Below are 13,312 nucleotides of genomic sequence, written 5' to 3' on the forward strand. Positions count from 1 at the left end.
GAATTAACGAAAATGAGTACTGGTAAGATTATTCAAGTTATTGGACCAGTCGTTGACGTTGAATTCCCAACGGACGTTGAATTACCTGATATTAACACTGCCTTACGTGTTCAAAAGGATGACAATGAAACTTTGGTTACTGAAGTTACCCTTGAACTAGGTGATGGTGTTGTTAGAACAATCGCCATGGATGGAACTGACGGTTTACGTCGTGGAATGGAAGTGGAAAACACTGAAGCTCCTATTTCAGTTCCTGTTGGTGAAAACACATTAGGTCGTGTCTTCAACGTTCTTGGTGAACCAATTGATGGTGGTCCTGAATTTGGCCAAGATACTGAACGCTGGCCAATTCATAGACAAGCTCCAAGTTACGATCAATTAAATCCATCTGCAGAAATTCTAGAAACCGGTATTAAAGTTATCGATTTACTAGCACCATACATTCGTGGTGGTAAAGTTGGATTGTTCGGTGGTGCCGGAGTTGGTAAAACTGTTTTAATTCAAGAATTAATTCATAACATTGCTCAAGGTCATAACGGTATCTCAGTGTTTACCGGTGTTGGTGAACGTACTCGTGAAGGTAACGATATGTACTTTGAAATGAAAGGTTCAGGTGTCTTGGACAAGACAGCCATGGTATATGGTCAAATGAACGAGCCACCTGGTGCACGTATGCGTGTTGCTTTAACTGGTTTGACTATTGCGGAATACTTCCGTGATGAAGTTGGTACCGATGTTCTATTATTCATCGATAACATCTTTAGATTTACTCAAGCCGGAACTGAAGTTTCCGCATTGCTAGGTCGTATTCCATCAGCCGTAGGTTACCAACCTACATTGGCTACTGAAATGGGTCAATTGCAAGAACGTATCACTTCAACTAAGAAGGGTGCCATTACTTCAATTCAAGCCGTTTATGTTCCAGCTGATGATTACACCGACCCTGCTCCTGCAACTACATTTGCTCACTTGGATGCAACTACTAACTTGGAACGTTCATTAACTCAACAAGGTATCTACCCAGCCGTTGATCCATTGGCATCAACTTCAGCTGCTCTAGATCCATCAATTGTTGGTGAAGAACATTACAAGGTTGCAACCGAAGTACAACAAGTATTGCAAAGATATCATGAACTTCAAGATATCATTTCTATCTTAGGTATGGATGAATTATCCGACGAAGAAAAGACTATTGTTAATCGTGCTCGTCGTATTCAATTCTTCTTATCACAAAGCTTCAGTGTTGCTGAACAATTTACTGGTTTACCTGGTAGATACGTTCCAGTTGAAAAGACTGTTGAAAGCTTTAAGGCTATCTTAGATGGTAAATATGATGATCTTCCTGAAGATGCATTTAGAAACTGTGGTCCAATTGAAGACGTAGTTGAAAATGCTAAAAAGATGAAGCAAGCTGCTAACAACTAAGGAGGGTTCTAATTGGCTGATAACAACTCAGTATTAACCGTTAGTATCGTTACTCCTGATGGTAAGGTATATGAACGTGAAGATGCGCGCTTAGTAATCGTAAGAACTAAGACAGGTCAATTAGGAATTATGCCTAATCATGTTCCCGTAATAGCTTCATTGGAAGTTGACGAAGTAAAAGTAAATTCCGGTTCAGACGAAGTTGACGAAATTGCCGTTAACGGTGGTTTTGTTGAATTCTCCAACAATATCTTAACTGTTATTGCTGATAGCGCTGAAAAACAAGCTGATATTGATGTTGATCGTGCGACTGCTGCTCGTGAACGTGCTAAGAAGGCACTTGAAGAAGCAAGACAAAAACACGATAATCAAGAAATCTTGAGAAATCAAGTTGCTTTACGAAGAGCTATTAACCGTATTCATGTTGCAAAACATTAAGAAAGAGGTCTGCATTTTTATGCAGGCCTTTTTTAATACATAAATAAAAAAGAAATTAATAAATAGTTAACAATTATTAGAAAGACAAAACAATAAATTTATGGTATAGTTTCTATAAAGAATGGAGATATTATGGAGTTTTTAAATATTAATTCTTTATTAGAATTAGCAATTCAATTATTTTTTATTGGATTAGCTTTTTGGAGTTTAATAGATATCCATTTGGAAAGACAATTTAAAATGCATTTAAATCAATATCGAGTTTTAATTTTATTACTTTCGATTACGATTGGATACATTGTTGGTTCTTTCTTTATTTGGGTTTTGAATATAACTATAAATCACTAATTAAAATATAAAATTACTGGAGGGTTACCAGTGGATAAAATAGTCGTTAAGGGAGGCAAACGCCTTTCCGGTAACGTCCACATTGAAGGTGCAAAGAATGCAGTCCTACCAATTATGGCCTCAACTATTTTGGCTAGTGAAGGTAGAACAGAATTAAGCAATGTACCATTATTATCAGACGTATATACAATGGAAGAAGTTCTACGTTTCTTAAACATGGATGTAGAATTTGATACAGAAAACAATAAAATGAATTTGGATGCAACCAAACAACTCTCATACGAAGCGCCATTAGAATATGTTTCTAAAATGAGAGCTTCTATTGTTGTGATGGGACCACTTTTGGCCAGACTAGGTCATGCCAAAGTAGCTTTACCTGGTGGATGTGCGATTGGTTCTAGACCAATTGATATTCACTTAAAAGGATTTGAAGCACTTGGTGCCACAATCAAACAACACGATGGATACGTTGAAGCATTTGCTGAAGACGGACTAAAGGGAGCTAACATTTACATGGACTTCCCAAGTGTTGGTGCAACTCAAAATATCATGATGGCCGCTACCTTAGCGGAAGGCCAAACTGTTATTGAAAACGTTGCACAAGAACCTGAAATTGTTGATCTTGCAAACATGTTAAATGAAATGGGTGCCAGTGTGATTGGTGCAGGGACCAGCAAAATTAAAGTTAAGGGTGTAACTAATCTTCATGGTGTAGACCACTGTGTTTTACAAGACCGTATTGAAGCTGGTACCTTTATGGTTGCCGCTGCCTTAACAAGAGGAAATGTTTTGATTGAAGATGCAGAGGCATCATATAATCAACCATTGATTGCTAAGTTGGAAGAAATGGGTGTTACTGTTAAGCAAGAAGAAGATGGTATCAGAGTAATCGGACCAGATGAACTAACACCAGTTGATGTTAAAACATTACCATATCCTGGTTTCCCAACTGATATGCAACCTCAAATGACTGTTTTACAACTTGCTGCTCAAGGTAGTAGCATGTTAACAGAAACAGTATTTGAAAATCGTTTCATGCATTTGGATGAATTAGCAAGAATGAATGCTAAATTTAGAATTAATGGTAGAAGCGTTGTTTTAAGTGGTCCAACTGAATTTAGTGGGGCAGAAGTAGCAGCTACTGATTTGAGAGCAGCAGCTGCATTAGTTCTAGCCGGACTTGTTGCAGATGGAATTACTATTGTGAGAAATCTTAAATATTTGGATAGAGGATATTACGACTTTCATGTTAAGTTAGCATCACTTGGTGCTGACATTAAGAGAGTTAACATGAAGGATAACGAAGAAATCACTATCAACAAGACATCACAAAAATAATTTATTAAATACTGATTATGATATAATAATTGAGATATGAGTTAACTCGGGAGGACGAAAAAAATGGCAAAAGACATCGGTATCGATTTAGGAACAGCTAATGTTTTAATCTATGTTACAGGGAAGGGAATTGTTCTAAATGAACCTTCAGTTGTAGCAATTGATATTAAGACTAACAAACTTCTAGCTGTTGGTTCCGAAGCTTATCGAATGGTTGGAAGAACTCCAAGTAACATTCGTGCAATTAGACCACTAAAAGATGGAGTTATTTCAGACTTTGATGTTACTGAAAAGATGCTTACTTACTTTATCAACAAATTAAGTGTTAAAGGTTTCATGTCAAAACCAAAGACTATGATTTGTGCACCAACTAACATTACTAACATTGAAAGAAAAGCGATCATTCAAGCTGCTGAAAAATCTGGTGGTGGTAAGGTTTACATTGAAGAAGAACCTAAAGTTGCCGCTATTGGTGCAGGAATGAACATTTTCCAACCACGCGGAAACATGGTTATCGATATGGGTGGTGGTACTTCTGATATCGCAGTTCTATCATTAGGTGACATCGTTGCAAGTAAATCAATCCGTATTGCTGGGGATGTTATGAACACTGATATCGTTGCTTACATTAAAGATAATCACAGCTTGATTATCGGTGAACATACAGCCGAAAAGATTAAGATGACTATTGGTACATCAGATCCAGAAGAAACTGAAATTAAAGAAATGGAAGTTCGTGGACGTGACGTTATTGGTGGTATGCCAAGATCAATTACTTTAAATAGTAAAGAAGTCCAAGAAGCTTTATCAGACGCTGTTAAACAAATTATCGATGCCGCTAAAGATGTTTTAGAAGTTGTTCCACCAGAATTAGCTTCTGATATCGTTGATAGAGGTATTATGCTTACTGGTGGTGGAGCCTTACTTAAGGGAATCGACCACGCAATTTCAAAAGAATTAACAGTACCTGTATTAATCTCTGAAAGTCCATTGGACAATGTTGCTAAGGGTGCCGGTGCATTGTTAGAACATATCAATAAAAATGACGATAAGAGTAAAGATTAATATAAGAAGTGATAGTTAATGCGTAAATTGATGATTAAGATGGTGAAGGGATACAAAAAAGTGATATCTCCACTATTTCCCGCATCGTGTCGGTATTATCCCACTTGTTCTACTTATATGATCGATGCTATCAGAAAACATGGTGCGTTCTTGGGTTTTATCATGGGATGTGCTAGGATACTAAGATGTCACCCATTTATAAAAGGTGGATACGATCCCGTTTCTGATCATTTTACTATTTTTAGAAATAAGAGGGCGTCTAAAGAATATAGACGTTCTATGAATTTAAAGTAGTCGATCAATTATGATTCGGCTACTTTTATTTTTTAGGAGGAAAAAATGTCAAAATCAAAGAAAAATATTGAAGTTAGTTTAGAAACCAAGAATGTTAACGGTGAAGAAAGAGAAGTTCTTTTCGTTGGAAAACAAGAAGCAGGTTATCTTCGCGTAATTGAAGATGAAAAATTTGAAGCAGTCTTTGACGATGACAATGTTTTTAAAGTAAAATCTTTAGATGAAGGAATTGAATTATTAATTAGTCAATACAACCTGCACAAGGGATAATTCATTATAGAGGTGATTGCAATGTTTACAAGTGATAATGATAGCAATTCTTCTCGATTAGACTGGACAATTATAATATGTGTTGGACTTTTAGCATTGATTGGAATAGGCGCAATTTTTGTCGCTGTTAACCATGATTCTTATGCTGGAACAATTGTTAAACAAATGGTTACACAATTAGTTTGGTATACTATTGGGACAGTGATAATAATTATAATCATGCAATTTGATTCAGAACAGTTGTGGAAGGTGGCACCTATTATTTACTGGGGTGCACTTGCACTATTAGCTTCACTATTAGTGCTGTATAGTAGATACTATTTTGATCAAACTGGTGCAAAAAGTTGGTTCCAATTTGGTCCACTAACTTTTCAACCAGCCGAAATTATGAAGCCAGCGTTTGTTGTAATGCTGGCTAGGGTCATTGTTGAACATAATCGTAATTATGCTATGCACACTCTAAAAACGGATGCACTGTTATTGGGTAAGATGATCTTATGGACATTACCAATTTGTGTGCTATTGAAGTTAGAAAATGATTTTGGAACAATGTTGGTGTTCTTAGCGATGCTAGGAGGATTAGTAATCGTATCTGGGATCACTTGGCAAATTATTGTTCCAGGAGTACTAGCATTTTCAGCAATTGGAGGAACTGCTTTAATCCTTGTTATTACTGATGGTGGTAGAAAAATTCTAGAAGCGTTAGGATTTCAATCTTACCAATTTGACCGTGTTAATGATTGGTTGGATCCATCTAATCCAGAAAACCTAGCTGGTTCTGGTTATCAATTGTGGCAGAGTATTAAGGCCGTTGGTTCTGGAGGATTTAGTGGAACTGGATTTAACGTATCTCATGTATACGTGCCAGTTCGTGAGTCTGATATGATTTTCTCAGTTATCGGTGAAAACTTTGGTTTCATCGGTGGAGTCGTCTTAATCGGAATTTACTTCACATTGATTTATAGAATGATTAAAGTTACTTTTGAAACTAAAAATATTTACTATGCATATATTTCAACTGGAATTATCATGATGATTTTATTCCATGTTTTCGAAAATATTGGAATGAGTATTGGATTATTACCACTAACAGGGATTCCACTTCCATTTGTAAGCCAAGGTGGTTCTGCGCTGATTGGAAATATGATTGGGATTGGATTAATCATGTCAATGCAATTCCATAATTACGGATACATGTTTAGTGCAAGTCGTGATTTTTCATAGCATATTAATTGACATGTGCAAGATTTAATTGTATACTTTATTAAAATTTGATTATAAGATGAGTAAATAGTTAATCAATATGACAGAGAGCTCCGGTAGCTGAGAGGGGGCTGTTGATGACTGTTGAATATGGTCTTATGCTTAATCTGTCGGTGAGTGATCATAAGCCGACAATGGTTTACACGCATTATAGTGTTTAAGTATAAATTACTTATGAGGTTACTGTCGTGAGGCAGTGACGAATAAAAGGTGGTAACACGAAGCTCTTCGTCCTTTACTGTTAATTCAGTAGGAGAAGGGCTTTTTTTATTTGAAAGCGAGGAAAATACTTTGATTAGATTCAAGAATGTTTATAAGAAGTACAAGCTGGACAAGAGTATATTAACCGCCGTAAAGGATGTTAACTTAGAAGTTAACGATGGGGAAATTTACGGAATTATCGGATACTCAGGTGCTGGTAAGAGTACATTAGTTAGAATGCTAGATGGTTTGGAAGCACCAACCTCTGGGTCAATTGAAATTAATGGTAAGGATATTGCTAAGTTAAGCAATAAAGAATTACGTGAACAACGTAAGAAGGTTGGAATGATTTTCCAACACTTCAACTTATTATGGTCTAGAACCATTTTAGAAAACGTTGAACTACCATTAGAAATTGCTGGAGTAAGTAAAAATGATCGTCGTGAAAAAGCAACTAAGTTAATTGAACTAGTTGGTTTACAAGGACGTGAAAATGATTACCCATCAGAATTATCAGGTGGTCAAAAGCAAAGAGTTGGAATTGCTAGAGCACTTGCTAACAACCCAGAAATTTTAATTTCTGATGAAGCAACTAGTGCTTTGGATCCACAAACTACTGATGAAATTCTTGATTTATTATTAGAAATCAACCAAAAGCTAAACTTAACTATTCTTCTAATTACTCATGAAATGCATGCAATTAGAAAAGTGGCTCAAAAAGTTGCTGTTATGCAAGAAGGTCAAGTTGTTGAAACTGGAAATGTATATGACATTTTCCAAAATCCACAACAAGCTATCACTAAACGTTTCGTTAATGAAGACGGTGCTCCTAATGCTAAAGATCTAAGTATGACTGTTGATGAAATTATTAAGAACTATCCAAATGGAATGGTAATTAAGCTATTGTTTAAGGGAACTCAATCTCAAAAACCAGTGGTTTCTCAACTAATTAGAGAATTCGATTCATTAGAATTAAACATCGTTGAAGGAAGTATTCATCAAACCCAAGGTGGTTCAATTGGATCACTAGTTCTTCAACTTTTAGGTACTGCTGAAGATCAAAATAAAGCAGTTGAATACTTGAAATCATTAAACGTGGAAGCAGAGGTGATTAACCGTGGCTAATCAAGGAATTCAATCATACTTCCAATTTAACAACGTTAATTGGGATGCAATGAGACAAGCAACATGGGAAACAGTTTGGATGACAGCATTATCAATGATTATTGTTGCTGTATTAGGAATTATTTTGGGATTATTATTATTCGAAAGTAGAAATAAATCTGGTTTCGGTTGGAAATTAGTTAACTGGATTGTGTCACTATTAGTTAATATTTTCAGATCAATTCCATTTATTATTTTAATCGTATTATTATTACCATTTACTAAGGACATCGTTGGTACTATCATTGGTCCCAAAGCTGCGATTCCTTCACTAGTTATTTCTGCTGCACCATTCTATGCAAGAATGGTTGAAGCTGACTTCAGAGAAGTTGATAGTGGAGTAATTGAAGCTGTTAAATCAATGGGTGGAACTAACTGGGATGTTATCTTTAAAGTGTTATTACCTGAAAGTACACCTGCTTTAATTGCGGGTGCAACAGTTACAGCTATTTCATTGATTTCATACACTGCTATGGCTGGAGCAATTGGTTCTGGTGGTTTAGGTTACCTAGCATACTTAGATGGTTTCCAATCAAATAACAACACAGTTACTTTAGTAGCAACTGTCATTATTTTAATTATCGTATTAATAGTTCAAACTGTTGGAGACTTACTAGTTAAAAGAATTGATAAACGAACACTATAAGGAGGATTTAAAATGAAAAAAGTATTATCCTTTGGTGGTATTGTAGTATTGTTCATCATTCTATTATTATTAGGACCTGGTAACTATAAGGCTAAAAATACTATTAGAATCGGTGCTTCAAATATTCCACATGCGGAAATTTTGAGACATATCGAACCAGAATTAAGAAAAAAAGGAATTAAGTTAGATATCGTAACTTTCCAAGATTATGTTTTACCTAACCGTGCATTAGTTGGTAAGCAATTAGATGCCAATTACTTCCAAACTCCTGCATTTTTAGATCAATGGAATAAGGAATATGATGGTCATTTAGTAAACGTTGGTGCCGTTCATTTGGAACCAATTGGTATCTACTCAAAGAAGTACAAGAAACTATCTGATTTGAAAGATGGCGCACATATTCTAGTAAGTAGTAATACACCTGACTATGGTCGTATTCTTCAATTATTCCAACAAAACGGATTAATTAAGGTTAAGAAGGGTGTTAATATTACTCAAGCTAACTTCAGTGATATCGCTTCTAATCCTAAACACTTGGTCTTCCAAACTGGTTATGAACCAAAGATTATGCCTTTGATTTATAACAATGGTGAAGGGGATGCGGTTGCAATTAATTCTAACTACGCTGTTCAAGGTGGATTACAACCTGATAAGCAAGCAATTGCGCTACAAAAACCAGAAAAGAATTCACCATACTTTAATATTGTTGCCGTTAGAAACGGTGATCAAAACCGTAAAGATATTAAAGAGCTAGTAAAAGTATTACAATCAAAATCCACTCAAGAATGGATTAAAAAACATTATAAAGGTTCAGTGTTACCAGCAATGGATTACTAATGAAAAGGCGTTTTTTAAACGCCTTTTTTTATTGACATTTTTTATAATTACAAGTATAGTTAGTTACATAAGTAATTAACCTAAAGCAAGGTGGTGAAAATATGCAATTTGATTTCAACAGTCCGGAACCAATTTTCATTCAAGTTGCAACTCAATTAGAAGATGCGATTTTCACGGGAGCTTTCCAAGAAGGAACGCAAATTCCCTCAACGACCGAAATATCAAAACAATTTAAGATTAATCCTGCAACAGTTTTAAAAGGGATGAATATGTTAGTTGATAATAATCTATTGGAAAAGCGTCGTGGAAGAGGGACCTTTGTTTCTAACGGAGCTCAAGAAGCCATCATTAAGAAGCGACAAGAGCATTTCTATAGTGACTATATTTTAAACTTAATTAACGAATCTAAAAAATTACAATTATCAGAAGACGATATACTAACGCTTGTAAAGAGAGGGTACGATAATGAGCAAAATAGAAACTAAACATTTAAAAAAGCAATTTAAGTTTTCAAAAGAACCTCTATTTACTGACATCAATATTACGTTTGAAGAAAATCAAATTTATGGATTATTTGGTGAAAATGGAGCTGGGAAATCAACATTAATGAGCTTGATTGCAGATTATAATTTTGTTACTGCTGGCGAAGTATTATACGATGGTGAACCTGTTCATGATAATTCTAAGGCATTACAAAATATCTATTACATGAGTCAAGACAATATGTATAACAAGAATGATAAGGTCAAGCAAATTTTCGACTTTGTTAGTAAATTATATGTAGACTACGATATTGAATTACAGAATCAATTAATTAAAAAGTTCAGATTAGATGAAAGTCAAAAGTTTCATAAACTATCAACAGGGTACAAATCAATTGTCAAAATTATTATTTCATTGTGTGTTCCATGTAAGTTTATTTTTATGGATGAACCAACACTTGGTTTAGATGCCCGTAATAGGGAAGTTTTTTACACTAGCTTAATTGAAACTTACAGTGAAAATCCAAGAACTTTTGTATTATCAACTCATATCATTGAAGAAATTGATCAAATCATTAATCATTTCATTTTATTACAAGATGGTGAAATTAAGATGGATAGTTCTATTGATGATATTTCAGAAAAATCATACAGTATTTCTGGTCCTAGTGAATATGTGGATAAATACATCGAAGGGATCGATGTATTAGATTCTGATCAATTAGGAAGATATAAGACAGTTCATTTTATGGATGAACTTCCAAATAGAGAAAAACCAGAATCAGTCGATATTGAAAAAATGAAATTACAAAAATTACTAATATACGTCATGGAAAAGGAGGGTAAATAATGAGAACTAAAGAACTAGTTAAAATGTATGTGAAAGAATTTTTACCATTTCTGCAATATGCGTTAATCGTCTCACTTGTCTTATTATTATTCTCTGTCCTTGAAAGTGAACAGAAGATGAGATTAAACGATTTCAAAAACCAATTTGTTTCAATTCCATATATTTTTGATTTCTTTGCTTTGTTATGCGTAAGCATGAACCATAACCGTTTTAAATTAGCGATTCAACATGGAATTGATCGAAAAGATTTCTGGAAGGCTAAGCTAATGTTTATGGCTAAAGCTAGTTTAGTGGTAAACCTAATTAACTTGGTATTTGTATTAATCATCATGAAAATGAATGGAATGTACTCTCTAGCGTATACTAGTACGTACTTTGGATTCTTCCACAATTACTTTATCGACGTTATTTTTATGTTTATTACTGATTATATAGCCTTGTTATTATTGATGGTATGCGTTAATTGTTTTGGAACATTTGCTTCCTTATTTAATCGTTATGGTAAAATTTGTTTTTACTTAATTTTAGCAGCAATGTACTTTTTCGTGGGATCAATTTTAGCCAAATACAGTGTTGTTACTTCATTTACCCATTTCTTGGGTAAAATTCATACTGAGGTCTTTTTAAACCTTATTTTTGGTTTATATGAAGACCAAAAGCTTCATCCATTTAGCAACCCAATTAATATAATCATTTCAATGCTAATTATGATGGTAATAGCAGCGGCTTTAAATCTATTGTTTACTAAATTAGTTCAAGTAAAAAGATAAAAAAGAATCCTGTAAATAATAAAAACATGTTATAATGTAGTTTCCAAGTATTATTGATAGGACGGTATAAAAAGATGAAAAAGACTCATTTAGCTTTACTTTTTGGTGGAGATTCATCAGAACATGATGTTTCAAAACGTTCAGCTCATAACATTTATGATGCAATGGACAAAGATAAGTATGATATTAGTTTGTTTTTAATCACAAAGACAGGAATTATCTTAGATGACGAATCATCTCATCGTGTCTTTGATGGTGAACCTGAAGACCAAGTCGTTGAAGAAGTTGTTAAGGATTTAGATTTCTCAGATCCATTAGCACCTATTAAGAACCTTTCAAAGACTAAGAATATCGACGTATTCTTCCCAATCGTTCACGGTAATTTAGGTGAAGATGGAACTATTCAAGGTTTACTACGTTTAATGCACAAGCCTTATGTAGGTAGTGGTATCTTAGAATCTGCTATGGGATTTGATAAAGATATTACTAAGAAAATGCTAAATTTAGCTGGTGTTAGAAACACTAACTATTACTTAATTACTCCTGATAACAAGGATGAATTTAGTTATGCTAAGTTACAAGCCGAATTTGGTGATGTTATCTTCTTGAAGCCTGCTAACCAGGGTTCTTCAGTTGGTATTCACAAGGTTACTAACGAACAAGAATTTGAAGAAGGTCTAAAAGACGCATTCAGATATGACTACAAGATTCTAGCTGAACAAGCGATTAATGGCCCAGAAGAACTAGAAATTTCTATTTTAGGAAATGAAAAACCAATTGCATCACAAGTTGGTGCCATTAGAGTTCCTAAGGAAGATAAATTTTATACTTACGACAATAAATTCGTTGATGCTAGTCAAGTTCAATTTGATATTCCTGTGGATATTCCACAATCATTATCAGATGAAATTACTGACTTAGCTCTACGTGGATACAAAGCATTAGGTCTAAAAGGTCTTGCTCGTATCGACTTCTTAGTATCTAAGGAAGGTGTTCCATACCTAGGAGAAGTTAACACTTTACCTGGTTTTACTAACATTAGTCTATACCCACAATTATGGGAAGCTTCAGGTATTAGTTACACTGAACTAATTGATAGATTAATTGATCTAGCATACAAAGAATTTGATCGTAGAAATAATATTATTCACGATTTCAAACCATTATCTTAATATTAAAAAAAGGACGATAGCCTAATATAAAGGCTATCGTCTTTTTTTTAATAAAAATGTTAAGAATTTCTTAAGAGTGCCCCCTCAGCTTTGTTTTTTTTAATTATGTAATATTCTAGTAGGTAATGAAGGGCATTTTACGTATGTAATATCGAATAGTTAATGAAAGGAGTTTTAATATGAATAGATGTAAATGGGCAAATGAGAATACAAATATGTTGATTTATCACGATAACGAATGGGGAGTTAAAAAATACGATATAAGCGAGTTGTTTGAGAGTTTAACTTTAGAAATATTTCAAGCCGGATTATCATGGCAAACCGTTTTAAATAAGCGTAATGCTTTTAAAGAAGCTTTCTGTTCCTTTGATATTAGATTAATTAGTGAGTTTACTGAAGAAGACATAATTCGATTATTACAAAATCCCGCTATTATTAGGAATCGAGCTAAAATTGAAGCAACTATTAAAAATGCTAAATGTTGCCTTGAAAATGACCTTTGTGAATTAACATGGCATCCATTTGATTTTAAAACTATGGATGGATTAAATAATGGAGATAAGATTGGTGCACCCAATTTTGTTAATGAATATGTTAAAACATTCAAAAATAAGGGCTTTAAAAGAGTAGGCCTTACTACGATGTATTCTTATTTACAGTCTGTTGGTGTTATAAATGATCATGAACTATCTTGTTTTAGACATGATCAATTAATTGAAGATTAATAGGTGATTACTCTTTAGGAGAGG

The 13,312-nt window shown here is 34.1% G+C and carries 16 protein-coding genes; all 16 read left to right on the forward strand.

Features of this window, described 5'->3' with window-relative positions:
* The first annotated feature begins 12 nt into the window (after positions 1–12).
* The 16 genes from atpD (at position 13) to ABWU86_RS00400 (ending at position 13,288) form a co-directional block, all read left to right on the forward strand.
* Positions 13–1,425, forward strand: coding sequence for a F0F1 ATP synthase subunit beta (atpD, locus tag ABWU86_RS00325; protein WP_353320842.1), 1,413 nt, complete (start codon positions 13–15; stop codon positions 1,423–1,425).
* A 12-nt stretch (positions 1,426–1,437) separates the two neighbouring features.
* Positions 1,438–1,863 carry a F0F1 ATP synthase subunit epsilon gene (locus tag ABWU86_RS00330; protein ID WP_053949831.1) on the forward strand — a complete coding sequence of 142 codons (426 nt, stop codon included), beginning with the start codon at positions 1,438–1,440 and terminating at the stop codon, positions 1,861–1,863.
* A 132-nt stretch (positions 1,864–1,995) separates the two neighbouring features.
* Positions 1,996–2,211: a DUF1146 domain-containing protein gene (locus ABWU86_RS00335; RefSeq protein ID WP_053949832.1), complete on the forward strand. Its 216-nt coding sequence runs from the start codon at positions 1,996–1,998 to the stop codon at positions 2,209–2,211.
* A gap of 30 nt (positions 2,212–2,241) precedes the next feature.
* Entirely contained in the window at positions 2,242–3,549 is a 1,308-nt protein-coding gene (murA, locus tag ABWU86_RS00340) for a UDP-N-acetylglucosamine 1-carboxyvinyltransferase (protein ID WP_293793832.1), read from the forward strand.
* A gap of 63 nt (positions 3,550–3,612) precedes the next feature.
* Positions 3,613–4,614, forward strand: coding sequence for a rod shape-determining protein (gene mreB, locus ABWU86_RS00345; RefSeq protein WP_353320845.1), 1,002 nt, complete (start codon positions 3,613–3,615; stop codon positions 4,612–4,614).
* 18 nt (positions 4,615–4,632) lie between these two features.
* Positions 4,633–4,908 carry a membrane protein insertion efficiency factor YidD gene (yidD, locus tag ABWU86_RS00350; RefSeq protein WP_293793829.1) on the forward strand — a complete coding sequence of 92 codons (276 nt, stop codon included), beginning with the start codon at positions 4,633–4,635 and terminating at the stop codon, positions 4,906–4,908.
* 45 nt (positions 4,909–4,953) lie between these two features.
* Positions 4,954–5,178 (forward strand): DUF2969 family protein, encoded by a 225-nt coding sequence (locus ABWU86_RS00355; RefSeq protein WP_293793827.1) that lies wholly within the window; start codon positions 4,954–4,956, stop codon positions 5,176–5,178.
* 21 nt (positions 5,179–5,199) lie between these two features.
* Positions 5,200–6,402, forward strand: a complete 1,203-nt coding sequence (locus ABWU86_RS00360; RefSeq protein ID WP_293793824.1) for an FtsW/RodA/SpoVE family cell cycle protein — start codon at positions 5,200–5,202, stop codon at positions 6,400–6,402.
* A gap of 330 nt (positions 6,403–6,732) precedes the next feature.
* A complete protein-coding gene (locus tag ABWU86_RS00365) occupies positions 6,733–7,767 on the forward strand; it encodes a methionine ABC transporter ATP-binding protein (protein WP_293793823.1) in 1,035 nt (344 codons plus the stop codon).
* Positions 7,768–7,816: 49 nt separating this feature from the next.
* Positions 7,817–8,452: a methionine ABC transporter permease gene (locus tag ABWU86_RS00370; protein WP_435370522.1), complete on the forward strand. Its 636-nt coding sequence runs from the start codon at positions 7,817–7,819 to the stop codon at positions 8,450–8,452.
* A gap of 12 nt (positions 8,453–8,464) precedes the next feature.
* Entirely contained in the window at positions 8,465–9,289 is an 825-nt protein-coding gene (locus ABWU86_RS00375; RefSeq protein WP_293793820.1) for a MetQ/NlpA family ABC transporter substrate-binding protein, read from the forward strand.
* A gap of 101 nt (positions 9,290–9,390) precedes the next feature.
* A complete protein-coding gene (locus ABWU86_RS00380; protein WP_293793818.1) occupies positions 9,391–9,774 on the forward strand; it encodes a GntR family transcriptional regulator in 384 nt (127 codons plus the stop codon).
* Positions 9,755–10,621, forward strand: a complete 867-nt coding sequence (locus ABWU86_RS00385) for an ATP-binding cassette domain-containing protein (RefSeq protein WP_293793816.1) — start codon at positions 9,755–9,757, stop codon at positions 10,619–10,621. Before ABWU86_RS00380 ends, ABWU86_RS00385 begins: the two co-directional genes overlap by 20 nt.
* Positions 10,621–11,391, forward strand: coding sequence for a hypothetical protein (locus ABWU86_RS00390; protein ID WP_293793814.1), 771 nt, complete (start codon positions 10,621–10,623; stop codon positions 11,389–11,391). The genes ABWU86_RS00385 and ABWU86_RS00390 overlap by 1 nt, the downstream gene beginning before the upstream one ends.
* Positions 11,392–11,465: 74 nt before the next feature.
* Positions 11,466–12,563, forward strand: a complete 1,098-nt coding sequence (locus ABWU86_RS00395; protein WP_293793812.1) for a D-alanine--D-alanine ligase family protein — start codon at positions 11,466–11,468, stop codon at positions 12,561–12,563.
* A gap of 179 nt (positions 12,564–12,742) precedes the next feature.
* Complete coding sequence (locus ABWU86_RS00400) at positions 12,743–13,288, forward strand: DNA-3-methyladenine glycosylase I (RefSeq protein ID WP_293793811.1); 546 nt, start codon at positions 12,743–12,745, stop codon at positions 13,286–13,288.
* The last annotated feature ends 24 nt before the right edge of the window (positions 13,289–13,312 follow it).

The sequence above is a fragment of the Apilactobacillus pseudapinorum genome (assembly GCF_040369555.1).
Classification (GTDB): Bacteria; Bacillota; Bacilli; order Lactobacillales; family Lactobacillaceae; genus Apilactobacillus.

Coding starts and splice junctions, on each gene's coding strand:
- atpD (WP_353320842.1), top strand. CDS start 13: ATGAGTACTGGTAAGATTATTCAAGTTATTGGACCAGTCGTTGACGTT.
- ABWU86_RS00335 (WP_053949832.1), top strand. CDS start 1,996: ATGGAGTTTTTAAATATTAATTCTTTATTAGAATTAGCAATTCAATTA.
- mreB (WP_353320845.1), top strand. CDS start 3,613: ATGGCAAAAGACATCGGTATCGATTTAGGAACAGCTAATGTTTTAATC.
- yidD (WP_293793829.1), top strand. CDS start 4,633: ATGCGTAAATTGATGATTAAGATGGTGAAGGGATACAAAAAAGTGATA.
- ABWU86_RS00355 (WP_293793827.1), top strand. CDS start 4,954: ATGTCAAAATCAAAGAAAAATATTGAAGTTAGTTTAGAAACCAAGAAT.
- ABWU86_RS00360 (WP_293793824.1), top strand. CDS start 5,200: ATGTTTACAAGTGATAATGATAGCAATTCTTCTCGATTAGACTGGACA.
- ABWU86_RS00370 (WP_435370522.1), top strand. CDS start 7,817: ATGAGACAAGCAACATGGGAAACAGTTTGGATGACAGCATTATCAATG.
- ABWU86_RS00375 (WP_293793820.1), top strand. CDS start 8,465: ATGAAAAAAGTATTATCCTTTGGTGGTATTGTAGTATTGTTCATCATT.
- ABWU86_RS00380 (WP_293793818.1), top strand. CDS start 9,391: ATGCAATTTGATTTCAACAGTCCGGAACCAATTTTCATTCAAGTTGCA.
- ABWU86_RS00385 (WP_293793816.1), top strand. CDS start 9,755: ATGAGCAAAATAGAAACTAAACATTTAAAAAAGCAATTTAAGTTTTCA.
- ABWU86_RS00390 (WP_293793814.1), top strand. CDS start 10,621: ATGAGAACTAAAGAACTAGTTAAAATGTATGTGAAAGAATTTTTACCA.
- ABWU86_RS00395 (WP_293793812.1), top strand. CDS start 11,466: ATGAAAAAGACTCATTTAGCTTTACTTTTTGGTGGAGATTCATCAGAA.
- ABWU86_RS00400 (WP_293793811.1), top strand. CDS start 12,743: ATGAATAGATGTAAATGGGCAAATGAGAATACAAATATGTTGATTTAT.